The organism is Pseudomonas sp. MRSN 12121 (assembly GCF_000931465.1).
In the GTDB taxonomy this organism is placed as follows: Bacteria; Pseudomonadota; Gammaproteobacteria; order Pseudomonadales; family Pseudomonadaceae; genus Aquipseudomonas.
The window spans coordinates 2,894,537-2,917,188 of sequence record NZ_CP010892.1 but is presented as its reverse complement, the minus strand read 5'-3'; the positions used below and the strand labels follow the sequence as shown (position 1 = coordinate 2,917,188).

Genomic DNA, 22,652 nt, shown 5'->3' with positions numbered 1-22,652 from the left:
CCTTCCTTGAAGTTGTACATGCCGCCCAAGGGCAGCGTGAGTTGGCCTGCGTATCGAGAGAGGTAAATAAGCCCCCCGCTGGCCAGGCTTAGTGCGTGAACAGCTCATTGGGATCCTGTCCGCGTCCACATTGCCCAAAAAAATGCCCCCATCAGGATGGAGGCAAAATTGTCAGCAGTTGGCGGTGGAACGTTACGCCAAATGGCTACAAACAGGCTGTAGGACAGTTCTGAACTGAAGAGCCCAAAAGTCTCTTTCCAACGTCAGACGCAGAGAGTATGGGACACCCAGGGGCCGGTACTTGATGCACGCCCCCTTCACCCCTCCGGCGGACTCAACCTTCCATCCAGCGCAAAACGCTCCTGCAGCACCAGCTCGTACAACCCCGTGGCCAGCAAGGGGTTGATCAGCAGGTTCCAGCTGTGGCGCGACACGCTGGAGGGGATCAGCACAAAGGGGTGCTGTTCCAGCAGGCGGGCGCCGAAGGCTTGCTGGCTGTGGCTGGGGGTGCCGGGGACCAGCCAGTTGGGGTTGGGGATGTCTTCGGGGTGGACGGTGTGGATTTTCGATGGGGCCAGTACCCGGGCCGCGGTGAGGGTATGGGGCAGGCAGTCGAGGGCCTTGAAGCCCTTGTGCACCGCCACTTCCAGGATCGCCGTCGAGGCGTCCAGGCTGGCGTACACCACTTGCAGGCCCTTGGGGTTCCAGCGCCCGCCGCTGCCTTCGGCGCCGATCCCGCTGTTCCAGGTCGCGGCGTGCCGGGCCTGGTCGAGGCGCCAGAAATGCAGGGACGGGGCCAGGGGATCGTTGAGCATCAGTAGACCCCGAACTCGAGCCGGTGCAGGAAGTCCGTCACCAGTTCATAGCCGACCGCGTTGGCCAGCAGGTCGATCGGCACTTCGCCGTCCAGGCCCAGCGCTGGCTGGGTCATCCAGTCCTCGGCCAGCGCGCGGGATCCGAATACCGCCTCGGCCTTCTCCAGCACCTGGGCGTAGTGCAAGGCGCGGGCGCTCTGTTCCGGGGTCAGGGACTGGTCCTGGTGCTTCAGCCGCCGCGCCAGGGTGCGCTCGGAAAAACCGACGATCTTCGCCAGCACGTTGTAGCGCTTGAAGGCCTCGACCGACTCCACCAGATCGATCACCGAGCCGAGGGAGAACCCCGCCTGGGTCGCCCGGAAGACCGCCATCGGGTCATCGGCGTCGGTGCCCGGCAGCAACCCCCGCACCATGGGCGAAGGCAGGGCATAAACCGCCTGCCCTTCGCGCAGGCTAGCGGCCTTGGCTTTTTTCGGCGAGGCCGCCTTGGCTGGCGCGACCTGGGTCGAAGGTTTTGCCGTCGCGTTTTTTTTTGCCGCTGCCGTCATGGTCATCTCCCGGACTTTTGACACATGGCAAGAATCCTAATGCCATTTGGCAGAAGAAAGAACAGCAGGCTTACCAACGGTCGTCCGACCTTTCCTGAACGACCGCGCGATGGCCACGCCGCGGAATATCTGACTCACCGCACAGGCCGATTTCAGGCCTGCGCCCTTTCCAGTGCCCCAGGGATATCCCCGGCGGCGACCCGGCAGTTGCCCAGCCACAGGCTGTTATCGGCCAGACAAATGCTCAGGCACACCGCCTCGCGATCTCCGGGGTACTGGCGCAACAGCAGTTCCACCGCGGTCGCCGACTGGGCCGTGGACACCAGGTCCCAAGGCCCGCCTCCCAAGTCCAGCAGCACCCGACCATCACGCGTATCCACCACCTTGGGCGCATATACCCAGTGGCTCATGCGCCTTTCATGAGGCTCGACGCTGATGAGCAGATGCTCGACATGTTTCGGCTCCATAACCGCTCCCCGGCAACCACCCGCCGCGCGACCAGCGCATGGGGCGGTTGCCGTTCAAGTGCCTACTTGGCCGCCGGCTGTTGCAGGTAGTCGGTGAGGAAATACTGGGCGTTGCCCTGCTCGGAAAGCGCCTGGTCATAGTGCAGGGGCAGCTCGCGGCCTTCGCCCGGCAGGTACAGCTCGCCGCTGTTGCCACGCACGATCAGCGCGACGAAGGGTTTGCCGTCCACCTCGGTGGAGTAACGGGTGTCCTTGCTGGTCTTCTCGACCTGCATTTTCTGGATGCGCTTGTCCCAGTCGTGGTCGATGCCGCCGACCTGCACCAGCGCCTGCTGCTCGCTGCGCTCGCCATAACGCAGGGTCCAGACCTGGAGCCCCTGCTCGCCGCTGAACGCCAGTACCCGCTCGCCGACCGGCGGGCGCTGGCCCTCGGTGGCCGCCAGGGCCGAAGTCGTCAGGCACGCACCGAGAATGAAAGCCAGCCAATTCCTTGTTCCGAACATCATGTTCTTCCTGTATCGCCATAAAGATTCGCCCGGGGCCCGGGCAGCGTGGATCATTGCATAGCCGGGCGTCCTGCGGAACGTCCGATCGACCGTGTTATCGTTCATCGCGGGCAAGCCTCGCTCCTACAGAAGCAGATCGCACATGCCCGCGATGGTGGCGCTGCGGATTGCCGGGAAACCACGAAGCCGAGCCCGTGTGTGCTCCTCGTCCATCTCCCACAGATTCGCTACTATGTCCGCCAGTTTTCCCCCTCTTGTGCCCAGCCGACCCGGAGCCTCAATGCCCAACCCCAAGGACAGCGCCAGCGAGAACGGCAGCCCGATGATTCCCGAGCAGCGCCGTGAATTGATCCTGCGCCAGTTGCGCAAGCACCAGGTGTTGAGCGTGCATCAGCTGATGGAGATGTTCGACTGCTCGCACATGACCGTGCGCCGCGATATCGCCCTGCTGGAGCAGGAAGGCCGGGCCTATTCGGTGACCGGCGGGGTGCGCATCGCCAGCCAGTTGCACAGCGAGCCAAGCCACCAGAGCAAGGCGGTGGTCGAGCTGCCGCAGAAGCAGGCGATGGCCCGGCTGGCGGCGCGCCTGCTGCACGCGGACATGACGGTCTACCTGGACGCCGGCACCAGCACCCTGGAGATCGTGCCGTACATCAAGGCGCTGTCGGGGATGACCGTGGTAACCAACGACTTCGGCATCGTCCAGGCGCTGATGGAGGCGCCGCAGGTGACGGTGATCCACACCGGCGGCCAGCTCGATCACGACAACCATTCCTGCGTCGGCGGGCTGGCGGTGGCGACCCTGCGCCAGGTGGTGACCGATATCGCCTTCATGTCCACCAGTTCCTGGGACCTGCGCCGGGGCATCACCACGCCGTCGGCACTCAAGGTCGAGGTCAAGCAGGTGGCGATGCAGTCGGCATCGCAGGTGGTACTGGTGGCCAGCAGCTCGAAATACGGCACCTTCAGCATGTACCGTATCGCCGGGCTGGAGCAGTTCGACGTGATCATCAGCGACGACGACCTGGCCCAGGCCGCCGCGGACGGGATCCGCAAGCACGGGGTGGAATTGCTGCTGCCGTCCGACCCGACGCTCAAGCCGGCCAAGGGCTGACGCCTGGCCGGGCGCGTTTCAACGACGCGCCTGGCGCAGCCACAGCACGCAGGCAATATCGCGCAGGTCTTCGTTCAGCCCGTCGAGGGCGACCCGGGTGCTGCGGCGAATCCGTCGCAGCCACTCCACCACCGCACACAGGCTGGCGAAGAAGAACAGCAGCAGGAACAGTTGCCACAGGCCGAACCCCTGCTCCGGGGCGCGGAAATGGTTCCACAACCAGAGCCCGCATGCGGCGCCGAGCAGCACCAGCAGCACGCTGGCGATATTGATCCACTGGCCCAGGGCCGTGGTCCGCCGGGCGCGCCGGTAGTCGCGCTCGATGCGTTGCAGGGTCACGGTGGGGATCTCTTCCCAATGCAGGTCGCGCGGGCGACAGGGCGCCTCGTCCAGGCCTGACTGATCCACGAATATCGACTTGTGCATGCTCCCCCGCTCCTTGATGGCACCAGTGATGGCCCTGGCGACGGAAAGCAATGTACCCGCTGCCCGGGAGCCCGGGCCGGCGCGGTCAGAAATCTTCAGATTCCTGCGCACTCGCGGTTTTACAGTGGCTGGCGCCGCCATCGAGCAGCGCCGGCCCGCGCGCGGCTCACACGGCGCGCCAGTCCCGCAGCCATTGCAGGCCGGCCGAGGTATCGCCGCGCGGACGGTATTCGCAACCGACCCAGCCGTCGTAGCCCAGCTGGTCCAGCAGCGCGAACAGGTACGGGTAGTTCAGCTCGCCCAGGTCCGGCTCATGCCGGTCCGGCACGCCGGCGATCTGGATATGGCCGATGCCGGCGAAATCGCGACGCAGCTTGGTCGCCAAGTCGCCCTCGACGATCTGGCAGTGGTAGCAGTCGAACTGCACCTTGAGGTTGCTCGCGCCGACCTCCTGGCAGATCGCCTGGGCCTGGTCCTGGCGGTTGAGGAAAAAGCCCGGCATGTCGCGGGTGTTGATCGGTTCCAGCAGCACGGTGACGCCGACCTTGGCCGCCGCGGCGGTGGCGTAGGCCAGGTTCTCCAGGTACACCGCGTGATGGCGCGCACGTAGCTCTTCCGCGGGCAGCAGGCCGGCCATCACATGAATCCGCGAATTGCCCAGCACCGCGGCGTACTCCAGGGCGCGGTCGAAGCCCTCACGGAACTGCGCCTCGCGCCCCGGCAGGGTCGCGAGGCCCCGCTCGCCCGCCGCCCAGTCGCCGGGCGGGGCGTTGAACAGGGCCTGGACCAGGCCGTTGTCGTCCAGGCGCTGCTTGAGCGCCTGGGGGCTGTAGTCGTAGGGGAATAGGTACTCCACCGCCTCGAAACCGTCGGCCGCGGCGGCGGCGAAACGGTCGAGGAACTCGTGTTGCGGGTAGAGCATGCTTAGGTTGGCAGCAAAACGCGGCATGGTGGCTCCAGGAACAAAGGTTCAGACAAAAGGCCAGATCAGCAAGGTAATACAGAAGCCCAGGGTGCCGAGCAAGGTGGTGATGACGGTCCAGGTGCGCAGGCCATCGGCCACGTTGAGCCCGGCGAGCTTGGTGAAGATCCAGTAGCCAGCGTCGTTGATATGCGACATCGCCAGCCCGCCACCGCCCATGGCCAGGCACAGCAGCGCCATGTGGTTGGCGCTCAGGTCGAGGGTGGCGATCAGCGGGCTGATGATCCCGGCGGTGGTCACCAGGGCCACGGTGGTCGAACCCTGCACCGCGCGCAGCAGCATGGTCAGCAAGAAGCCCAGGGCCAGCACCGGCAGGCCGGTGGTGCGCAGCAGGTCGGAGACCACCGCGCCGATCCCGGTGTCCACCAGGACCTTGCCGAACACCCCGCCGGCGCCGGCGATCAGGATCACCATGGCCACGCCCGGCAGCGCCGAGCCGATCACGTCCGACACCTGGCTGCGGCTCCAGCCGCGGCGCGTACCGAGCAGCCAGGCGCACAGCAAGGTATCGATCAGCAGCGCCACCAGCGGCGCGCCGAGCACCGTCATCACCCCACGCAGGGTCGACTCGGGTGGCAGCAGCGAAGTGCTCAGGGTGCCCAGCAGGATCAGCACGATCGGCAGCAGGATCAGGCTGACGATCAGGCCGAAGCCCGGCGCCGGTGCCGGCGGCAGCTTGGCGACGATGGCGCCGGTGGATTCCTCCAGGCCCATGTGCGAGGCCGCCACCTGCGCCTGTTGCGGGTCCTGGGCCTGGCCGTTGGTCCAGGCGCGCAGGTCGTCGTTGGTCACGTGCGGGCCATAGACTTCGGCGCGGATGTCATCGGTCATCGGGTAGAAACGCCGGGTCATGCGGGCGGCCACGCGGTAGCCGACGTAGCACAGCAGCGCGGTGATCGGCAGGCCGAACATCAGCACTCGGCCCAGGTCGGCGCCCAGCTGGCTGGCCGCGGCCACGGCGCCCGGATGCGGCGGCAGAAACGCGTGCACGGTGAGCAGCGCCGCGCACATCGGCAAGGCGAACACCAGCAGCGGCTTGCGCGCCCGGCGGGCCACGCCGTAGGCCAGCGGCATGAGGATGATCACCCCGACCTCGAAGAACACCGGCACGCCGATGATGAAGCCGGCGATGGTCAGCGCCAGCGGCGTGCGGCGGTTGCCGAAACGCTGGATCAGCGACTTGGCCAGGGCCTCGGCGCCGCCGGACAGCTCGATGATCCGCCCGATCATGGCGCCGAGGGCGATGATGATCGCGATATGCCCCAGGGTCTTGCCCATGCCGCCTTCGATGGTCGCCACCAGGTCGGCCGGCTTCACCCCGGCCACCAGCGCCACCAGGATGCTCACCAGCATCAGCGCGACGAAGGGCTGGAACTTGTACTTGAGCACCAGCAACAGCAGCAGCGCGATGCCCGCGCCGGCCGTCAACATCAGGATCAGCGGGCTCATTGCGCGGCTCCTCCGTCGAGGATGAAAGAGGTGCCGGTGAAGCCGGAACAGCTGCAGTCGGAAAACGTCATGCGGGATGTCCTGTTGTTATTGTTTTTTCAGAGGCAAGCCGGGGCCGTCGGGCGCCGTCGCGCGGCGCCCGGGGCGTGCTTGCCGTGTCGGTTCAGCCTGTCGAATGACAGCGGCGCGCTACCAGTGCGCGCCGAAACTCTCGCGCAGCTCATCCAGGGCTGCCTGGTCCAGCGGTCGCGGCCTGGGGTGGCTCATCAGCCACAGGCGCGCGGTTTCTTCCAATTCTTCGAGGGCATAGCTGGCCTTGGCCACCGAGCTTTCCCAGACCACCGGTCCCAGGCGCTCGAGCATCACCCCGCGCACGCGGTTGGCCAGTTGCGCCACCTGCTCGGCGACCCTGGGCGAGCCCGGACGCTGGTAGCCGATCAGCGGAATGTGCCCGACCTTCATCACCTGGTACGGCGTCAGCGGCGGCAGGATGTCGTCCGGCTGCCAGACGCCGGCCAGGGTCAGCGCCACCAGGTGGGTGGAATGGGTGTGCACCACCCCGCCGACGCTCGGGTTGCGGTCGTAGACCTGGCGATGCAGGGCCAGGGTCTTGGACGGCTTGTCGCCGGACACCCACTCCCCCGCCCGGTTGACCTTGGCGATGGCGGCCGGGTCGAGGCGACCGAGGCAGGCGTCGGTCGGGGTAATCAGCCAGCCATCGTCGAGGCGCGCGCTGATGTTGCCGGCGCTGCCCACGGTGTAGCCGCGCTGGTAGAGGCTGCCGCCGACGTCGCAGATCTCTTCGCGCAGCGCCTGTTCCTTGCTGGCGGCGCGGCTCATTGGGCACCCGCCGCGAGTTGCGCGAGGGCCTTGGCGAAAAAGTCGCGGCTGCCGAAATTGCCGGACTTCAAGGCCAGGGCCAAGGGCTCGGCGGCACTGCTGACCGTGGCCGGCACGCCAGGATCGATCTGCGCGCCGATCTGCAACAGGCTGACCCCGAGGGCCTTGACCACCGCGCCGGAGGTTTCGCCACCGGCGATCACGAAGCGCCGCACGCCACTCTGGCGCAGGCCCGCGGCGATCGCGCCCAGGGCGTTCTCCACCAGGGCGCCGGCACGCTCGACGCCGAGCTGTTGCTGCACCGCCTTGACCTCGGCCGGGGTGCTGGTGGCGTAGATCAATACGGTCTGCCCACTGTCGCGGGCAAAGGCCAGGGCCTGCGCCACCACCGGCTCGCCGGCCGCCAGGGCCAGGGGGTCGATGCGCAGCGCCGGGCGATCGGCCTCGAGCCAGGCCGCGACCTGGCCGATGGTCGCCACCGAGGCGCTGCCGGCCAGTACCACCTCGCCGCCCGCGACCACCGGCAGCGCCGCCGCGTCGAACGCGCGCAGCTTGCCGGCCCGGCGGAAATTGCCCGGCAGGCCCAGGGCCAGGCCCGAGCCGCCGGTGAGCAGCGGCAGGTCGGCGCAGGCCTCGCCGAGGGTGTAGAGATCCTGGTCGGACAGCGCATCGGCGACGGCCATGCCGATCCCCTGCTCGCGCAGTTCGGCGATCTTCGCCCGCACCGCGGCGACACCCGCGGCGATGCTGTCGTAGCGCAGCAGGCCGACCGGGTGCCGGGTCTGGGCCTGCAGCACGCGCACCAGGTTGGCGTCGGTCATCGGCGTCAGCGGGTGATGCTGCATGCCCGACTCGTTGAGCAACTGGTCCTGGACGAACAGGTGGCCGCGGAAAATCGTCCGGCCGTTCTCCGGGAACGCCGGGCACGCCAGGGTGAAGTCGCTGCCGAGGGCCTTGAGCAGGGCCTCGCTGACCTGGCCGATATTGCCGGCGGCGGTGGAATCGAAGGTCGAGCAGTACTTGAAGAAGATCTGCTCGCAGCCCTGCTGGCGCAGCCAGTCCAGCGCGGCGAGGGATTGCTCGACCGCCTCGGCAACCGGCAGGGTGCGCGACTTGAGGGCGATGACGATGGCGTCGGCGTCGAGCCCGGCCGCCACTTCGCGGCTCGGAATGCCGATGCTCTGCACCGTGCGCATGCCGCCGCGCACCAGCATGTTGGCCAGGTCCGTGGCGCCGGTGAAGTCGTCGGCGATGCAGCCCAGCAGCGGGCGTGCGGTGGAATGGGTCATGAAACGCTCCTCAGACAGGCTCTGGCTTGGCGGTCGGCAGGTCGATGCCCGGGAAAATCTTGATCACCGCCGAGTCGTCCTCGCGGCCGAAGCCGGCGCTGGAGGCCTGCATGAACATCTGGTGCGCGGTGGCCGACAGCGGCAGCGGGAATTTGCTGGCGCGGGCGGTATCCAGCACCAGGCCCAGGTCCTTGACGAAAATGTCCACCGCCGACAGCGGCGTGTAGTCGGCCTTGAGAATGTGCGGCACGCGGTTCTCGAACATCCAGGAATTGCCGGCGCTGTGGGTGATCACTTCGTACAGGGCATCGGCGTCCACCCCTTCGCGCAGGCCCAGGGCCATGGCTTCGGCGGACGCGGCGATGTGCACCCCGGCCAGCAGCTGGTTGATGATCTTGACCTTGGAACCCAGGCCGTGGGCGTCGCCCAGGCGATAGACCTTGCCCGCCATGCCGGCCAGCACCGCTTCGGCCTGGGCATAGGCCGCAGCCGGGCCGGAGGTCATCATGGTCATCTCGCCGGCGGCGGCCTTGGCCGCGCCACCGGAGATCGGCGCATCCAGGTACAGCAGGCCCTGCTCGCCCAGGCGCTGGCCCAGCTCCACGGCGTAGGTCGGCGCCACGGTGGCGCAGCCGATCACCAGGCTGCCCGGGCGCAAGGCCGCCACCGCCCCGCCTTCACCGAACAGCACGGTTTCGGTCTGCTCGGCATTGACCACGACGGTAACGATCACCTCGCAGGCCTCGGCCATCTGTGCCGGCGACGCGCAGGCCACCCCGCCTTCGCTGGCGAACTGCTGGGTGACCGCTTCGCGCACATCGCAGGCATGCACATTGAAGCCCGCGCGCAGCAGCGAGCGGGCAATGCCCAGGCCCATCGCGCCCAGGCCGATGACACCGACATTCTTGTTATTCATGGGGGACTCCAGGGGAAGACAGCGGCTTGACGCAGGCGGCGGGCCGCACGAGACGAAGGGGTTCGGGCAACCGAGGCCGGGCGAACGCAGCGCCGGGCAGATGAGGCGAGACGACCTGGATGGGCATGTGGGTAGTCCTGTGATCTCTTGTTATGGGGTTGTCCTACAGGTTGCGACCGATCATCCACCAATGAACGGATTATGTGAAGTATTTTTTCAATCTAACATTTCTTAACATCCATTCGCGCCACCGCCAGCGGTGCCCAGAACAGCGCCACAAGCCGCGCCTGGCCGACCGGACGAGCGGTAGCACAGGCCGACCAGCGCACTGACCTGGATCAATCCCGGGGCTACACTCCAGGCCGAAGCTGTGAATCGCAACATCCCCGATCAGCGGTAACGCCCTTCATCGCCCCCTCATTGACGGAGGGTGCCGGGCAGCGCTGTATGGTCAGTTCCGCAATGCTTGAACAAGGATATTCAACATGGCAACGATCAACGTATTGGCTGGTGATTTTCTACAAGGGAATGGTGAGTACCGTCAGGGAGTCTTCCGGTTGGCCACCGCGACCAACCCTTCCCCCGGGGTCGAGGTCAAGACCTCGGCCTTCAAGCGCCTGGAAATCGCGACACAGGACAGCATCACCAACAGGGACGCCATCGGCTACGGCATCGCCGGCGCCATGCTGCTCGGCCCGGTGGGTGCCATTGCCGGCTACCTGATGGCCGGCAAGGAAACCGAGGTGACCTTCATCGCCACCTTCAAGGACGGCCGCAAACTGCTGGCCGCCACCGACAGCGAAACCTATCGGGATATCGAAAAACGCCTGACGGCCTGACGACCGTCGCCTGCCCATGCCCTGGCACCCAGGGCATGGGCCACCCGCCCGCTACGCGGATTGCCCGGCCTGCGCCGCCGCACCGCGGCGTTTCTGCCGCTGCCCTTCCAGCCAGACCACCAGCCCCAGCAGGCTGCCGCCCGCGAGCAGCAGGCTGACGAACCAGCCCAGCGTCTCGGCCAGCTGGGTGAAGAACAGCGTGTACAGCTGGATGATGAAGAAGGTCGCGCCGTAGCCCACCAGCATGGAAAACCGCAGGCGGATGCCCAGCGCCAGCAGGCCCAGGCTGAAAGCCGCCCACAGGCCGTTGAACAACACCAGCTCGCCGGCCTCGGCCAGGTGCCAGGGGCCGTCGATCAGGTCGTAGCTGCCGAACAGCGACAGCAACCACAACGACATCTGCGCCATGAACAGGCCAGCGGAAATCCACACCTTGGCGAAACCGCGATAACGGGACAGCCACAGCGCCTCGCCCCACAGGTGCACAAAGCCGAACAGGGCCATGGCCAGCGCCGCCCCGAGAAACCGCAGCGGATAGTTCATGCCGAACCAGTAGGCGCCCCAGCCCGACTCATAACCGCTGCGCCCGCCGAACCAGATGAAGAACAACACGCTGCACAAGGTCAGCAGCAAGGCGTTGTGCAACAGGTAGCTGAGCGCCAGCAGGAGCAGCAGGTCGACGAGCAGCAGCGCCGGCCAGTTGCCCGAGCCGTCGGAGTAGATCATCCCCAGCACCAGGCTCAGGCCGATCAGGGCAAAGCCGCCGAGCAGCTCCAGGGCCGCGCCGAGCAGCGCCAATCGCTTGCCCAGCGACCAGCGTCCGGCGCCAAACAACCCGACCATCAGCACGCCGAGGCCGGCCGCCAGTTTCGGCAAGGTGAACGTCAGGTGCTCATGCAGGAAAATCAGCAACCCCGCCGCCAGGCTGATGGCGCCGAAGGTCAGGAACCAGCGCCCCAGGGACCGCCAGTCCCAGCGACCGAGCGGGTACAGCGCGGCGAGCCGCGCGTGGGCCGGGGTGTCGATCAAGCCGTCGCGTAGCCATTGGTCCAGGGCGTTGCGCACCTGGCGATTGCGTCGATCCGGGCTCATTGGCCAGCCTCCCCGGCGCGCAGCGCGGTGCGTTCGAACAACCAGCCCAGGAGCATCCCGACCGCCCCGGCCACGGCGAAGAACAGCGCGGCGCTCAGGTGTTCCCAGGCGTATTCGTAAAAGCGCGTGTACAGGTCGATGCCCAGGAACACCACGCCGAAGCCGGTGAAGCCGGGATGCTTGAAGCGTGCGCCGATCACCAGTTGGGCGATGGCGCCGAGGGTGAACAACAGGGTCCAGGTCAGGGTCTGGTGGTAGGGATCCTCCAGGCTGAGGAACCACAGCGAGCAGTTGAAATACAGCAGCCCGAAGATCACGTACAGCCGCCCGAAACCGCTGAAGCGGCGCAAGGCACCGTCCTCGGCCTGCTGGTGCCACAGCCCCAGGGCCGCGGTCAGCGCGGCGATCACGGCCATCGACCGCGGGTCCTGGATATCGAAGTAGTAGCTGCCGGAGCCGCCATACCGCTCCCACGAGCCCAGGCCATGGAACAGGCACAGCAAGCCCAGCAGCAACGGCCAGCGCAGGCGATAGCCGTAGGCGGTGGCGATGCTCAGCGCCGCGGTGGCCAGCAAGGCCAGCGGCACGTTGCCGAACTCGCCGGACTCGCTGTCGGCGCTGCCGAGCAACAGGCTGGCGCCCATCAGGATCAGGCCGATGGTGAGGATCGCCACCCCGGTGACCGGCATGCGCCGCGCCGGATCGCGGGCCAGCCTGGCGCCGAGCAGCCACAGCCCGGCCCCGGCGGCAAAGAACAGCACGGCGCCCACCAGCACCGATCCGGCCAGCAGGCCCAGCCCGCCCAGCACCGCCATGCCGATCAGCAATACGGCGCCGATCCCCAGCCATTGCAGCACCGTGGACAAGCGGTGTTCGGGGCGTTCGTACAAGGCGCCAAGCCGCTGCTGCGACTCGGCATCGATCAGGCCGCGGTGGCGCCAGTCGGCGATTTCGCGGAGCAACATCTGCTGGGTGGAGGTTCTCATGGCGCTCTTGATGCTCAAGGTGGGGACATCGGCCGTGGACCGGCCGTCGACTGTGCAGCATAGCCGAGCCTGCAACTGCCAAGACGCCACACTGCGATAGCGCGACACAGCCCGAGCATGAAAAGGCCGCCCCGAGGGCGGCCCTGTTTGCCTGCAAGCGCTATCGCGCCCCGGCTCAATCGGGAGCCTGGGCCGCGAACGCCGGATGGAAGCTCACCTCGCCCCGGGGCACGGCAGCGCCGAACGACAACGCCTGGAAGTACTCCGCCGGCACGCCCGGCAGCGTCAGCCCGGCGTGGGCAAGGAAGCCGAAACGACCGTAATAGCCGGGGTCGCCCAGCACCACGCAGCCGGCCGCGCCCTGGGCCTGGAGCTGCGCCAGCAACTGGCGGACCAGCGCCGAGCCGACGCCCTGCCCCTGATACGCCGGCAGCACCGAGACCGGCGCCAGGCCGTACCAGCCGGGTTCGCCCTGGCTCAGGGTCACCGGCGACAGGGACGCATGGCCGATCACCGCGCCGTCGCGCTCGGCGACCCACGACAGGCTGAGCACGCCCGCGTCGCGCAGGGCGTTGACGATGTACTGCTCGGTATGGCTCGAATGCGCCTCGGTGAGGAAGGCTTCGCGGGTCAGGGCTTCGATGGCGGCGATGTCGCCAGGATGTTCAGGTCGAATCCGTACAGTCATGTGGCCTCGTTGCAAACGATGAAAAGGTTCAGCCGCTGCGGGCTTCAGGCTTGGTTCGATGCCTGCTGCCGCAGGCGCTGCCGGGTGTCTTCGTCGACCCGTTCGCGCAGCGCCTGGAACAGCGGCGTGGCGCTGGTGTAGCGGCGACCGTAACCCAGGTTGAAGCCGTAGTCGAAATCGTCCGGGTTGCGCCCCTGATTGTGTTGCAGCAGGGTCTCCAGCTTGTCCAGCGCCTTGACCGCCTGCGCCTCTGGCGTAGCGGCGGCTTCATATTCTTCCCACAAGCCGAGCAAGCTCGCGCGCAGCGAGGGCGGCAGGCTACGGGTCAACTGCAACAGGTCGGCGCGTTCCTGCTCGCTCTTGTGCGGATGGGCCGCCTGGCTCACCGCCGGGATATCGCCGTGGATCGCCTCGCCCAGATCATGGATCACACACAGCTTGAGCAGTTTCAGCAGGTCCAGGCCGGCCAGTTCCTGCTCGAAAACCAGCACCATCAGGCACAGGCGCCAACTGTGTTCGGCGGTGCTTTCCTGGCGGCCGCCGGAGGTGTGGGCGCTGCGCAGCACGTCCTTGAGCCGTTCCGCTTCGCGCAGGAACGCCAGTTTGCCGTTGAGGGTTTCGTCAGTCATCACGCGGTTTCCTGCTGTCGGGCGCCGGCGCCACAGCGCGGCCGGCGATCATCGAAGGCACAAGGTTAGGCAGCGGCTTGCCGCGGGTCCACGGATAAAATATGCGCACCGGGCCCGGGAACTCGTCAGAGGGTTTCCACCAGGCGCGCCGCCGTGCCGTCGGACAGGGTCAGGCGGGTCCAGCGGCAGAGGCTCTGATGGATCGGCACGATGGCGCAATCGTTGGCCCCGCTGACGAACTCCAGGGAAGGCGGCGCCAGCAGGCTGCGCCAGCCCAGATCGTCCAGCGCCGCCTCCTGGCGGACGATCTCGGCCGTGCAAAAGCGCCACAGCGATTCGCCCAGCAGCTCGCCGAGCGGCACCGAGAACTGCGCCGCCCGCGCCGGCGAACAAGCCAGCAGGCGGTGGGTCAGGTCGCACACCAAATGCACGGGCCGCGGGTTGTCGTTGACCAGCCGCGCCAGGGCCTGGTCGGCCGCCGCGTGCAGGCGGGCCGCCAGTAATTGTTCGAGCCGCGCCTGCTCCGGCGGCTCCATGGCCTGCACGCCGTTTTCCCAACGGGAAATGGTCGACTGGGCGACCTTGAACAACTGCGCCGCATGCTCCTGCTTGACCCGGTGCAACAGGCGCCAGCGCCTGAGCGCGACGCCCAGGTGAGTGGTCGACAGCAACGGCGACGGCGGGAAAGAGGCAGCCATGCAAGCGCTCCGCGGGAGGTGACAGGAGCGCCAGTCTGGCAGCTGCCCGGCCCTCCCGGCAAACCCGGGCGACCGGCTGCCGGGCACTCACGCCAGCGGGTACAGCGCCTCGTCGAACTGCGCCAGGCGCGGAAACACCAGCGGCCGCTCGGCGTCCAGCCCTTCCAGGCGCTGGCGGTAACGCTCCAGGAACTCGCCCCGGGCCTGCTCGCTGATGTACGGCACATGCCAGGCGACGAAGGGTTGCAGCACCTCGAAACCGACATAGGCCAGGGTGCCGCGCAGGATCGGCCGCAGCATGTCTTCGAGCGGGCCATGGATCGCGCCTTCGCCGAACATGTGCTCGCGCCCGCCCAGGGTCACGCTGACCAGCGCCTTCTTGCCGGCCAGGCCGCCCTGGTCGTAGAACCGCTTGCCGCCGTAGCACACCCCGGACACCAGCACCCGGTCGATCCAGCCCTTGAGCATCGCCGGCGCGGAAAACCAGAAGATCGGGAAATTCAGGATCAGCAGGTCGGCCCACAACAGCTTGTCCAGCTCCTGCCGGATGTCCGCGGCGATCGACTGGCTTTTCACCCCCAGGCGCTGCTCCAGGGCATACACCAGGTAGTCGGGGTTCTCCCGCGAGGAAAAGTCCGCGGCGCTGGCCACCGGGTTCCACTGCATCGCGTACAGGTCGCTGACCTGCACCTGGTGGCCCTGGGCCTCGAGGGTCGCCCGCGCCTGGTCGCGCAGGGCGGCGGTGAAGGATTGCGGCTCGGGGTGCGCGTGGACGATCAGTACATTCATGAAGGGGTTCCTTGAACAGATTGCAAGAGTTTGGGGGTGCCTCAGCACTGGATCGCCTTGATCTCGACAAATTCGGCCAGGCCTTCCTCGCCCCATTCGCGACCGTTGCCGGACTGCTTGTAGCCACCGAAGGGCGCCTGGTAATTGAACGCCGCGCCGTTGATGAAACACTGCCCGGCGCGCAGTTGTCGAGCCAGCCCCAGGGCGCGCCCGGCGTCCGCCGCCCAGACAGCGCTGGACAGGCCGAACGGCGAATCGTTGGCCAGGGCCACGGCCTGGGCCTCGTCGGCATAGGGAATCAGGCACAGCACCGGGCCGAAGATTTCTTCCTGGGCGATGCGCATGCGATTGTCGACGTCGGCGAACAGCGCCGGCCGCAGGTAATGGCCACGCGCGAAACCGTCCAACGGCTCGTCGCCACACAACAGCCGCGCGCCCTCCTCCCGGCCCAGGCGCAGGTAGTCCTGCACGGTGCGGCGCTGGGCCGCCGAGCACATCGGCCCGAGGAAACTGCGCGGGTCCAGCGGGTCGCCCAGCACCAGGCGGCGCGTTTCTTCCACCGCCAGTTCCAGCGCCTCGGCATAGCGCCGGGCCGGCAGCAGCATGCGGGTCAGCGCGGTGCAGGTCTGGCCAGAGTTGATCATCACGTCCTGCACGCCATAGCGCACCGCCGCGGCCAGGTCGGCGTCCTCGCCGATCAGCAGCGGCGACTTGCCGCCCAGCTCCAGGCACACCCGCTTCACCGAAGGCGCGGCGGCCTGGGCCACGCGCACCCCGGCGCCGGTGGAGCCGGTGAACGACAGCAGGTCCACGTCCGGGTGCCGGGCCAGCGCTTCGCCGACCTTCGCCCCCGGCCCGCTGACCAGGTTGAACACCCCGGCCGGCAGGCCCGTGGCCTCGATCATCCGGGCCAGCAGGAAGGCATGTAGCGGGGTTTCCTGGCTCGGCTTGACCACCACCGTGCACCCCGCCGCCAGGGCCGGCGCGAGTTTGCCGAGCAGCTGGTGCAAGGGGTAGTTCCAGGGGTTGATGAAGGCACAGACGCCCACCGGCTCGCGGACCACCAGGGAGTTGCCGACCTCGCGCACCTCGTCCATCAGCGCGGTGAGTACGACGTACTGTTCCAGGCCGACGATGGGCCCGTCGACCTGCACCGCGCGGCACCACTGCACCGGCATGCCGAGCTCGGCGGTGATCAGCGCGGCCATCTCGTCGGCCCCCTGGCGCAACTGCTCCACCAACGCGCGGATATAGCCGGCGCGCACGCTGGAGGGGGTCCGCGACCAGCCGTCGAAGGCCCGCCGCGCGGCGGCCACGGCGCGCTCGACATCGCGCTCGTCGCCCAGCGGCACCCGGCCGACCACGGCCTCGGTGGCCGGGTTGAAGACCTCGGCCACGCCCTGCCCCGAAGGCTGGCGCCAGGCGCCGTCGATAAACAATCGCGGGTAGTCATGCATGGGCTGGCGCCTCCAGCAGTTCGCGGGCGCAACGGGCGATGCGCAGGCAGGCCTCGCGCAGTGGCGCCGCGCCCAGTACCAGGCCCAGGCGGATGTGCCCGGCCGCGCTCGGGCCAAAGGCTTCGCCGGCCAGCACCGAGACGCCATGGCGCTCCAGCAGGCGGTCGGCGAAAGCCTGGGCACTGAGCCCGGTCTGGCGGATATCGACCATCACGAACATCCCGCCATCGGGCTTCAGCGCCCGCACGCCGGGGCAATCGGCCAGGCACTCGCAGACCAGGTCGCGGCGCTGGCGATACGCCTCGCGCATCGCCGCCAGTTCCGGCAGGCCGCTGTCCAGCGCCACCACCGCGGCGTCCTGGATAAAGTCCGGCGAGCCGTAGAGCATGCACAGCGCCAGGTTTTCCAGGTGCGCCGCCAGCGCCGGCGGCGCCACTACCCAGCCCACCCGCCAGCCGGTCATGGCATGGGACTTCGACAGGCTGTTGAGGGTCGCCGTGCGCTCGGCCATGCCCGGCAGGCTGGCCGGGCTGACGTGCTCGCCCTCGAACAGCAGCTCGCTGTAGACCTCGTCGGAAATCAGCCACAGATCATGGGCGATGCACAGCTCGGCCAGGGCCTGCCAGGTGGCGCGCGGCAGGCTGGCGCCCGAGGGGTTGTGCGGGCTGTTCAGGGCCAGGGCGCGGGTGCGCGGGGTGATGCGCGCGGCAACGTCCGCCGGCAGGACCCGGAAGCCGTTCTGCGAACGTACCGGCACCGGCACCACCACCGCGCCACAGGCGCCGAACACCGCCTCGTAGGTGACGTACATCGGTTCGGCGACTATCACCTCGTCGCCCGGGTTGAGCACGCACTGGGCGACGCTGAACAACGCGCACTGGGCGCCAGCCAGCACCGTTACCTGGTCGGCGCTCACCGCCTGGCCGCTGCGCTGGCCGTGGCGCCGGGCGATGCTCTCGCGCAGCGCGCGCTTGCCGCGCACTTCGCTGTAATGGGTATGGCCGGACAGCAGGCTGTCGATCGCCGCCTGGACGATCGGCACCGGGGTGTCGAAATCCGGATCGCCGACCGACAGCAGCAGGATGTCTTCGCCCTGCTCCTGACGCGCCAGGGCCCGGTAGTGGATGTCCCAGGCAGCGGCGCCGTCGCCGGCGATTCGTTGGGTCAGATCGGAAAAACGCATGGCAGTCATTCCTCGCAAATGGGTGGGTCAGCGGGCACAGGCGTGCTTGAGTTCGATCAGGGTCACGCCGTCGCGAGCGAAGCCCTGGCGCAACTCGGCTTGCAGTTCGTCGAGGCTGCGCGGCTGCGCCACGGTGCAACCGAAGGCGCGGCCCAGGGCGGCGAAATCCGGGTTGCGCGGCAGTACGCCGATGGGCTCGATGTTCAGGTCGAGCATGTCGTCGCGGATCTGCCCCAGTGCGTCGTTGTTCCACAACAGCACCACCAGCGGGCTGTCCAGTTCCTCGACGGCGGTCGCCAGCTCCTGGGCGGTGTAGAGGAACCCGCCGTCGCCGACCAGCACCAGGCCCGGCCGCCCGGGCGCGCCGAACGTGGCGCCGATCCCCGCCGGCAGGCCATAGCCCAGGGTGCCGTAGCCCGTGGGGTGCAACCAGCTGCGGCTGGCGCGGCTGGGGTACAGGTAATTGCCGGTGTAGGCCAGCTGGGTCATGTCGCTGCTGATAAAGGCCTGCGACGGCAACTCGACGGCCACCCGTTCGAGGATCGCCCGGTGCAGCGACTGCAACGGGCCCAGGGTGTCGCGCACCGCCGCCCGCAGGCGCGCCACCGCGGCGCTGGCCGCACTGGCGTCGCGCGGTGTTGCCGGCAAGCGTTGCAGCAAGGCCGCGAGGGTCTGGCGCGCATCGCCCTGCAGGGCCACGGCGCAGGGGTAGAAGTCGTTGAACTTGCGCGGGTCGATGTCCACCCGCAGCAGCTCGGCGTTGAGCGGCAGGCGTTCGCGCCAGAAGTCGGTGTCGGCCATCTCGGTGCCCACCGCCAGCACCACATCGGCCTCGCCGATCAGTTGCCAGCCCGGTTCGACGCACAGGGTCGCCCCGGCATTCAGCGGCGCCTCCGGCGCCAGCAGGCCCTTGCCGGCGACGCTGCTGAAAAACGGCGCGGCCAGCCGGGTGCTGAGCGCGTGCAGCTCCTGCGCCGCGCCCAGTGCCCCGCCACCGGCGATGATCATCGGCCGTTTCGCCCCGTACAACCGGGCCGCCGCCCGATCCAGCCCCTCGGCGGCGGGCAGGCCGCGGCCCGGCCGCCGTACCACGTCATGGCTCCAGTCGCGGGCCACGGGCGCGGCCAGCACGTCCAGCGGCACCGAGATGTGCACCGGCCGCGGGCGCTCGCTGTCGAACACCGCGTAGGCCCGGGCAATCAGCTCGGGCAGGTCCTCGGTGCTCAGGGCCAGCGCCGAGAACGCGGTGATCGGCGCGGTCATCGCGCGCTGGTCCTGGGTCTCGTGCAGGCAGCCCCAGCCCTTGCCCAGGCTGGCCGTGTGGTTGACGCTGGAAATCACCAGCAGCGGGATCGAGTCGGCATAGGCCTGGCCGATGGCGGTGGCGGCGTTGGTCACCCCGGGGCCGGTGATGACAAAGCACACCCCCGGCTTGCCACTGGTCCGGGCGTAACCGTCGGCCATGAAACCCGCGCCCTGCTCATGCCGGGCCAGGACATGGCGGATGCCGCTGCCGGGCAGGCCGCGGTACAGCTCCAGCGTGTGCACGCCGGGAATGCCGAACACGGTATCGACGCCATAGTTGGCGAGCAGGCGCACCAGGGCCTGGCCGCCGGTCAAGGTAGTGTCGTGCATGGTCCTCTCCTCAAGCGTGGCCGAGGCGTATCAACGCATCGACCGCGACGGTGCCGTGGGCACCGACCAACAGTGGGTTCACATCCAGTTCGAGCAGTTGCCCGGCGTTCTCGCAGGCGTAGTCCGCCACCGCGCCGATGGCCGCCACCAGGGCATCGAGGTCCGCCGCGGCGCGCCCGCGAAAGCCTTGCAACAACGGCGCGCTGCGCAGTTCCAGCACGGCGGCGCGAATCGCCCCGGGGGTGGTCGGCAGCAGCAGGCAGCGGCTGTCCTTGAGCAATTCCACCAGCACCCCGCCGGCGCCGATCACCAGCGCCAGGGCGAAATCGCTCTCACGCTTGATGCCGACGATCAGCTCGGCCAGCGGCGCGCTGGCCATGGGTTCCAGCAGCACCCGGTCGAACGCCACCGGCGGCGCCAGGGCGGCGAGGCGCGCGCGCATCTGCCCCAGGGCCGCGTCGACGGCCGCGGTGTCCCGCAGGTCGAGCGCCACGGCGCCGGCTTCGGTCTTGTGCGGCAGTTGCGCGCTGAGGGCCTTGAGCACCAGCGGGTAGCCCAGCGCCTCGGCGGCCGCCAGCGCCTCGTCCGGCGTGCTCTGCACGCCCTTGGGCACCGTCAGGCCGAAAGCCTGCAGGGCCTGTTTCGATTGCCACTCGTCGAGCAACCGCCCGCGGCCCGGCAAGGCCGGCGGGCACAGCGGCACCAGGGCCGCTTCGCCAAGGTCCAGCAGCGCCTGGCGACGCTGCGAATAGCCGGCGATCCGCCCCCACGCCGCCAGCCCTTCCTCCACCCCCTGCAACGCTGCCACGCCCTGGGCATGCAGGCGTTCGCGGGCAGCGCGCGGCAACAGCTCGGGAAAGGCCGAGGTGACGAAACCGCCTTTGCCATGGCGCACCAGCGCCGCGCAATACAGCTCCAGCAGCAGGTCGCACTCCGGGCGCTCGCCCGTGAATTCGGCCGGGTAATCGAGCACCAGCATCGCCGCATCCGCCGGGCTGCGCAGGGCGCTGTCGAGCATGCGTTCCAATGCCTGGGCGTCGCCCCAGATCGCCGTGGTGAAATCCAGCGGATTGACCAGGTTGGCGTAGGTCGGCAGGACCGTGGCCAGCTCGTCGCGCTGGCCGGCATCGAGCCCGGGCAAGCGCAAGTCGTTGCGCTCGGCGTAGTCGGCGATCAACCCGGCGTCGCCGCCGGAGCAGGCCAGCGCCACCAGGCTGTTGCCGCCGGGCAGCCGGCCGCAGGCCGCGGCCTTGAGGGTCTCGACAAAGCTCACCGGGCCGCTGACGCGGATCACCCCGAGCCTGGCGAACAGGCTGTCGTACAGCGCATCGGAACCGGACAGCGAACTGGTGTGGCTCAGGGCCAGTTCGGCACCGATCTGCGACACCCCGGTTTTCAGCGCCACGATCGGAATTCCCCGCTGCAGCGCCTTGTAGGCCGCCCGGGCAAACCCGGGGACGTTCTTCAGGCCCTCCAGGTGCAGGCCGATGGCGGTGACCCGCGGCTCGTCGAGCAGCACGTCCATCAGTTCGGCGATGCCCAGTTGCGCCTGGTTGCCCACCGAAGCCATGTAGGCCACCGGCAGCGAGCGATCGCTCATCGACAGGTTGTAGGCGAAGTTGCCGCTCTGGGTCAGCACCGCCACGCCCCGCTCCACCGGCTGGCCGCCGTGGGCCACCGGCCATAGCGCCGAGCGGTGCAGGTAGTCGAGCAGGCCGTAGCAGTTGGGGCCGAGCAAGGCCATGTCGCCGGCCGCCGCCAGCAACCGTTGTTGCAGGGCCTGGCCTTCGGCGCCGGTCTCGGCGAACCCCGAGGCGTAGCAGATCGCCCCGCCCGCGCCCTTGGCCGCCAGTTCGGCGACGCAGGCCAGGGTCAGCTCGCGGTTGGTGGCGACGAATACCGCGTCCGGGCCACAGGGCAGCTCGGCCACGCTACGCACGCACGGCACGCCTTCCAGGCTGTCGTGCTGCGGGTTGACCAGCCACATCGGGCCGCAATAGCCGCCCTCGGCACAGCGCCGCAGGGCCCGGGCCATGCCGCGGCCGCCGACGAAAGCCAGGTGGCGCGGCGCGAGCAGGCGCTTGAGATTGTCGCGAAGAGTCTGGGACATGGCGTTCTCCGGCCGCTCAACGCAGCAATGGGCGCAGCAGTTCACGGGAAATGATGTGGCGCTGGATCTCCGAGGTGCCTTCCCAGATCCGCTCGATCCGCGCGTTGCGCCAGATGCGCTCCACCGGCCCTTCGTCCATCAGGCCCATGCCGCCGAAAATCTGCACCGCTTCGTCGGCCACCCGCCCCAGCACTTCGCTGGCGAACAGCTTGGCCATGCCGGCTTCGCCGTCGGTCATGCTGCCCTGGTCCATTTTCCAGGCGGTGTGCAGGGTCAGCAGTTCGGCGGCGCGGATCTGCGTGGCCATGTCGGCCAGCTTGAACGACACGCCCTGATAACTGCCGATGGGCTGGCCGAACTGCCGGCGGTCCGCCGCCCATTGCAGCGACAGGTCTAGCGCCCGCTGGGCCTGGCCAACGCAGTTAGCGGCGACCATCACCCGCCCGGCGGTGAGCCAGGCGTTGGCCACTTCCCAGCCCTTGCCGACCTCGCCGAGCACCTTGGACGCTGGCACGCGGCAGTCGTCGAAGAACATCTCGAAGGTGTGGTAACCGCGGTTGCTCACGCACTTGGGCCCGCGGCGGATGGTCAGGCCCGGGGTGTCGCGGTCCACCAGGAAGGCGGTCACGGCGTTGCGTGGGCGACCGTTGTGCTGATAGGTGTCGGTCACCGCGAAGACGATGGCGAAATCGGCGTGCCCGGCATGGCTGATGAAGTGCTTGCCGCCATTGAGCACGAAGTCGCCGCCGTCGCGTACCGCACGGGTCTTGATCGCATTGGCGTCGGAACCGGCGCCCGGCTCGGTGAGGGCGAAGCAGTCGATCTTCTCGCCCTGGATGCAGGGCAGCAGGTAGTCGTCGATCTGCTGGCCGGTGCAGGCCATGAGGATTTTCGAGGGCCGCGCGACGAACACATGCAGGGCCCACGAGCACTTCGCCAGTTCGCGTTCGATCAGCGCCTGGGACAGGTAGTCGAGGCCACCGCCGCCGACTTCCTCGGGCATGTTGAAGGCGTAGAAACCGGCGGCGATGGCCTTGCCGCGAATCTGCGCGGCCAGTTCCGGCGCGACTTCGTCGGCGCGGTCCACCGCGTCTTCATGGGGCAACAGTTCCTTGGCGACGAAGCTGCGAACCGCGTCCACCAGCATTTCTTGTTCCTGGGTCAGCTGGAAATTCATGGCGCTACCTGTGGTTT

The 22,652-nt window shown here is 68.4% G+C and carries 23 protein-coding genes; 2 read left to right on the top strand and 21 right to left on the bottom strand.

The features are described 5' to 3' along the window. Positions 1–317 precede the first annotated feature (317 nt). The 4 genes from TO66_RS13395 to TO66_RS13380 form a co-directional block, all read right to left on the bottom strand. Positions 318–815, bottom strand: coding sequence for an RES family NAD+ phosphorylase (locus TO66_RS13395; protein WP_044462768.1), 498 nt, complete (start codon positions 813–815; stop codon positions 318–320). Beyond that, positions 815–1,363 (bottom strand): antitoxin Xre/MbcA/ParS toxin-binding domain-containing protein, encoded by a 549-nt coding sequence (locus TO66_RS13390; RefSeq protein ID WP_044466021.1) that lies wholly within the window; start codon positions 1,361–1,363, stop codon positions 815–817. The genes TO66_RS13395 and TO66_RS13390 overlap by 1 nt, the downstream gene beginning before the upstream one ends. A gap of 152 nt (positions 1,364–1,515) precedes the next feature. Next, entirely contained in the window at positions 1,516–1,773 is a 258-nt protein-coding gene (locus TO66_RS13385; RefSeq protein WP_256243517.1) for a hypothetical protein, read from the bottom strand. A gap of 119 nt (positions 1,774–1,892) precedes the next feature. Continuing rightward, positions 1,893–2,333 (bottom strand): hypothetical protein, encoded by a 441-nt coding sequence (locus TO66_RS13380; protein WP_044462766.1) that lies wholly within the window; start codon positions 2,331–2,333, stop codon positions 1,893–1,895. A gap of 283 nt (positions 2,334–2,616) precedes the next feature. Between TO66_RS13380 and TO66_RS13375 the strand changes: the two genes are divergently transcribed. Beyond that, positions 2,617–3,450, top strand: a complete 834-nt coding sequence (locus TO66_RS13375) for a DeoR/GlpR family DNA-binding transcription regulator (RefSeq protein ID WP_044462765.1) — start codon at positions 2,617–2,619, stop codon at positions 3,448–3,450. 18 nt (positions 3,451–3,468) lie between these two features. Here TO66_RS13375 and TO66_RS13370 read toward each other — a convergent pair whose 3' ends face one another. From TO66_RS13370 to ltnD, 6 genes are all read right to left on the bottom strand, one after another. Then, positions 3,469–3,876, bottom strand: a complete 408-nt coding sequence (locus tag TO66_RS13370) for a hypothetical protein (RefSeq protein ID WP_044462764.1) — start codon at positions 3,874–3,876, stop codon at positions 3,469–3,471. Between the two features lie 166 nt (positions 3,877–4,042). Next, a complete protein-coding gene (otnI, locus tag TO66_RS13365) occupies positions 4,043–4,825 on the bottom strand; it encodes a 2-oxo-tetronate isomerase (RefSeq protein WP_044462763.1) in 783 nt (260 codons plus the stop codon). Positions 4,826–4,846: 21 nt separating this feature from the next. Beyond that, on the bottom strand, positions 4,847–6,307 hold the full coding sequence (locus TO66_RS13360; protein WP_044462762.1) for an SLC13 family permease: 1,461 nt from the start codon (positions 6,305–6,307) through the stop codon (positions 4,847–4,849). A 189-nt stretch (positions 6,308–6,496) separates the two neighbouring features. After that, on the bottom strand, positions 6,497–7,147 hold the full coding sequence (locus TO66_RS13355; protein WP_044462761.1) for an aldolase: 651 nt from the start codon (positions 7,145–7,147) through the stop codon (positions 6,497–6,499). Continuing rightward, complete coding sequence (gene otnK, locus TO66_RS13350; protein WP_044462760.1) at positions 7,144–8,436, bottom strand: 3-oxo-tetronate kinase; 1,293 nt, start codon at positions 8,434–8,436, stop codon at positions 7,144–7,146. Before otnK ends, TO66_RS13355 begins: the two co-directional genes overlap by 4 nt. Before the next feature lie 10 nt (positions 8,437–8,446). Continuing rightward, complete coding sequence (ltnD, locus tag TO66_RS13345) at positions 8,447–9,352, bottom strand: L-threonate dehydrogenase (RefSeq protein ID WP_044462759.1); 906 nt, start codon at positions 9,350–9,352, stop codon at positions 8,447–8,449. A gap of 485 nt (positions 9,353–9,837) precedes the next feature. On the opposite strand from ltnD, the gene TO66_RS13340 reads away from it, so the two are divergent. Beyond that, positions 9,838–10,191: a hypothetical protein gene (locus tag TO66_RS13340; RefSeq protein WP_044462758.1), complete on the top strand. Its 354-nt coding sequence runs from the start codon at positions 9,838–9,840 to the stop codon at positions 10,189–10,191. Between the two features lie 51 nt (positions 10,192–10,242). Here TO66_RS13340 and TO66_RS13335 read toward each other — a convergent pair whose 3' ends face one another. From TO66_RS13335 to TO66_RS13285, 11 genes are all read right to left on the bottom strand, one after another. Then, positions 10,243–11,283 carry a membrane protein gene (locus TO66_RS13335; protein ID WP_044462757.1) on the bottom strand — a complete coding sequence of 347 codons (1,041 nt, stop codon included), beginning with the start codon at positions 11,281–11,283 and terminating at the stop codon, positions 10,243–10,245. After that, a complete protein-coding gene (locus TO66_RS13330) occupies positions 11,280–12,269 on the bottom strand; it encodes a hypothetical protein (RefSeq protein WP_044462756.1) in 990 nt (329 codons plus the stop codon). The genes TO66_RS13335 and TO66_RS13330 overlap by 4 nt, the downstream gene beginning before the upstream one ends. A gap of 175 nt (positions 12,270–12,444) precedes the next feature. After that, positions 12,445–12,957: a GNAT family N-acetyltransferase gene (locus TO66_RS13325; protein WP_044462755.1), complete on the bottom strand. Its 513-nt coding sequence runs from the start codon at positions 12,955–12,957 to the stop codon at positions 12,445–12,447. 44 nt (positions 12,958–13,001) lie between these two features. After that, positions 13,002–13,586 (bottom strand): HD domain-containing protein, encoded by a 585-nt coding sequence (locus TO66_RS13320; protein ID WP_044462754.1) that lies wholly within the window; start codon positions 13,584–13,586, stop codon positions 13,002–13,004. A gap of 125 nt (positions 13,587–13,711) precedes the next feature. Beyond that, a complete protein-coding gene (locus tag TO66_RS13315) occupies positions 13,712–14,284 on the bottom strand; it encodes a helix-turn-helix transcriptional regulator (protein WP_044462753.1) in 573 nt (190 codons plus the stop codon). Between the two features lie 87 nt (positions 14,285–14,371). Further along, positions 14,372–15,073 (bottom strand): NAD(P)H-dependent oxidoreductase, encoded by a 702-nt coding sequence (locus tag TO66_RS13310; RefSeq protein ID WP_044462752.1) that lies wholly within the window; start codon positions 15,071–15,073, stop codon positions 14,372–14,374. A gap of 41 nt (positions 15,074–15,114) precedes the next feature. After that, a complete protein-coding gene (locus TO66_RS13305) occupies positions 15,115–16,530 on the bottom strand; it encodes an aldehyde dehydrogenase family protein (RefSeq protein ID WP_044462751.1) in 1,416 nt (471 codons plus the stop codon). Further along, positions 16,523–17,713, bottom strand: coding sequence for a pyridoxal phosphate-dependent aminotransferase (locus tag TO66_RS13300; RefSeq protein WP_044462750.1), 1,191 nt, complete (start codon positions 17,711–17,713; stop codon positions 16,523–16,525). Before TO66_RS13300 ends, TO66_RS13305 begins: the two co-directional genes overlap by 8 nt. 27 nt (positions 17,714–17,740) lie before the next feature. Continuing rightward, positions 17,741–19,348: a 5-guanidino-2-oxopentanoate decarboxylase gene (locus TO66_RS13295; protein WP_044462749.1), complete on the bottom strand. Its 1,608-nt coding sequence runs from the start codon at positions 19,346–19,348 to the stop codon at positions 17,741–17,743. A gap of 10 nt (positions 19,349–19,358) precedes the next feature. Then, on the bottom strand, positions 19,359–21,458 hold the full coding sequence (locus TO66_RS13290; protein ID WP_044462748.1) for an acetate--CoA ligase family protein: 2,100 nt from the start codon (positions 21,456–21,458) through the stop codon (positions 19,359–19,361). Between the two features lie 16 nt (positions 21,459–21,474). Further along, on the bottom strand, positions 21,475–22,635 hold the full coding sequence (locus tag TO66_RS13285) for an acyl-CoA dehydrogenase family protein (RefSeq protein ID WP_044462747.1): 1,161 nt from the start codon (positions 22,633–22,635) through the stop codon (positions 21,475–21,477). Positions 22,636–22,652 lie beyond the last annotated feature (17 nt).

What these genes read in the sequence shown, in the direction of transcription:
- TO66_RS13340 (WP_044462758.1), top strand. Translation starts at nt 9,838, where the DNA reads ATGGCAACGATCAACGTATTGGCTGGTGATTTTCTACAAGGGAATGGT.
- TO66_RS13355 (WP_044462761.1), bottom strand. Translation starts at nt 7,147, where the DNA reads ATGAGCCGCGCCGCCAGCAAGGAACAGGCGCTGCGCGAAGAGATCTGC.
- TO66_RS13360 (WP_044462762.1), bottom strand. Translation starts at nt 6,307, where the DNA reads ATGAGCCCGCTGATCCTGATGTTGACGGCCGGCGCGGGCATCGCGCTG.
- TO66_RS13385 (WP_256243517.1), bottom strand. Translation starts at nt 1,773, where the DNA reads ATGAGCCACTGGGTATATGCGCCCAAGGTGGTGGATACGCGTGATGGT.
- TO66_RS13390 (WP_044466021.1), bottom strand. Translation starts at nt 1,363, where the DNA reads ATGACGGCAGCGGCAAAAAAAAACGCGACGGCAAAACCTTCGACCCAG.
- TO66_RS13330 (WP_044462756.1), bottom strand. Translation starts at nt 12,269, where the DNA reads ATGAGAACCTCCACCCAGCAGATGTTGCTCCGCGAAATCGCCGACTGG.
- otnI (WP_044462763.1), bottom strand. Translation starts at nt 4,825, where the DNA reads ATGCCGCGTTTTGCTGCCAACCTAAGCATGCTCTACCCGCAACACGAG.
- TO66_RS13305 (WP_044462751.1), bottom strand. Translation starts at nt 16,530, where the DNA reads ATGCATGACTACCCGCGATTGTTTATCGACGGCGCCTGGCGCCAGCCT.
- otnK (WP_044462760.1), bottom strand. Translation starts at nt 8,436, where the DNA reads ATGACCCATTCCACCGCACGCCCGCTGCTGGGCTGCATCGCCGACGAC.
- TO66_RS13315 (WP_044462753.1), bottom strand. Translation starts at nt 14,284, where the DNA reads ATGGCTGCCTCTTTCCCGCCGTCGCCGTTGCTGTCGACCACTCACCTG.
- TO66_RS13375 (WP_044462765.1), top strand. Translation starts at nt 2,617, where the DNA reads ATGCCCAACCCCAAGGACAGCGCCAGCGAGAACGGCAGCCCGATGATT.
- TO66_RS13335 (WP_044462757.1), bottom strand. Translation starts at nt 11,283, where the DNA reads ATGAGCCCGGATCGACGCAATCGCCAGGTGCGCAACGCCCTGGACCAA.
- TO66_RS13325 (WP_044462755.1), bottom strand. Translation starts at nt 12,957, where the DNA reads ATGACTGTACGGATTCGACCTGAACATCCTGGCGACATCGCCGCCATC.
- TO66_RS13295 (WP_044462749.1), bottom strand. Translation starts at nt 19,348, where the DNA reads ATGCACGACACTACCTTGACCGGCGGCCAGGCCCTGGTGCGCCTGCTC.
- TO66_RS13310 (WP_044462752.1), bottom strand. Translation starts at nt 15,073, where the DNA reads ATGAATGTACTGATCGTCCACGCGCACCCCGAGCCGCAATCCTTCACC.
- TO66_RS13300 (WP_044462750.1), bottom strand. Translation starts at nt 17,713, where the DNA reads ATGCGTTTTTCCGATCTGACCCAACGAATCGCCGGCGACGGCGCCGCT.
- TO66_RS13380 (WP_044462766.1), bottom strand. Translation starts at nt 2,333, where the DNA reads ATGTTCGGAACAAGGAATTGGCTGGCTTTCATTCTCGGTGCGTGCCTG.
- ltnD (WP_044462759.1), bottom strand. Translation starts at nt 9,352, where the DNA reads ATGAATAACAAGAATGTCGGTGTCATCGGCCTGGGCGCGATGGGCCTG.
- TO66_RS13290 (WP_044462748.1), bottom strand. Translation starts at nt 21,458, where the DNA reads ATGTCCCAGACTCTTCGCGACAATCTCAAGCGCCTGCTCGCGCCGCGC.
- TO66_RS13285 (WP_044462747.1), bottom strand. Translation starts at nt 22,635, where the DNA reads ATGAATTTCCAGCTGACCCAGGAACAAGAAATGCTGGTGGACGCGGTT.
- TO66_RS13395 (WP_044462768.1), bottom strand. Translation starts at nt 815, where the DNA reads ATGCTCAACGATCCCCTGGCCCCGTCCCTGCATTTCTGGCGCCTCGAC.
- TO66_RS13320 (WP_044462754.1), bottom strand. Translation starts at nt 13,586, where the DNA reads ATGACTGACGAAACCCTCAACGGCAAACTGGCGTTCCTGCGCGAAGCG.
- TO66_RS13370 (WP_044462764.1), bottom strand. Translation starts at nt 3,876, where the DNA reads ATGCACAAGTCGATATTCGTGGATCAGTCAGGCCTGGACGAGGCGCCC.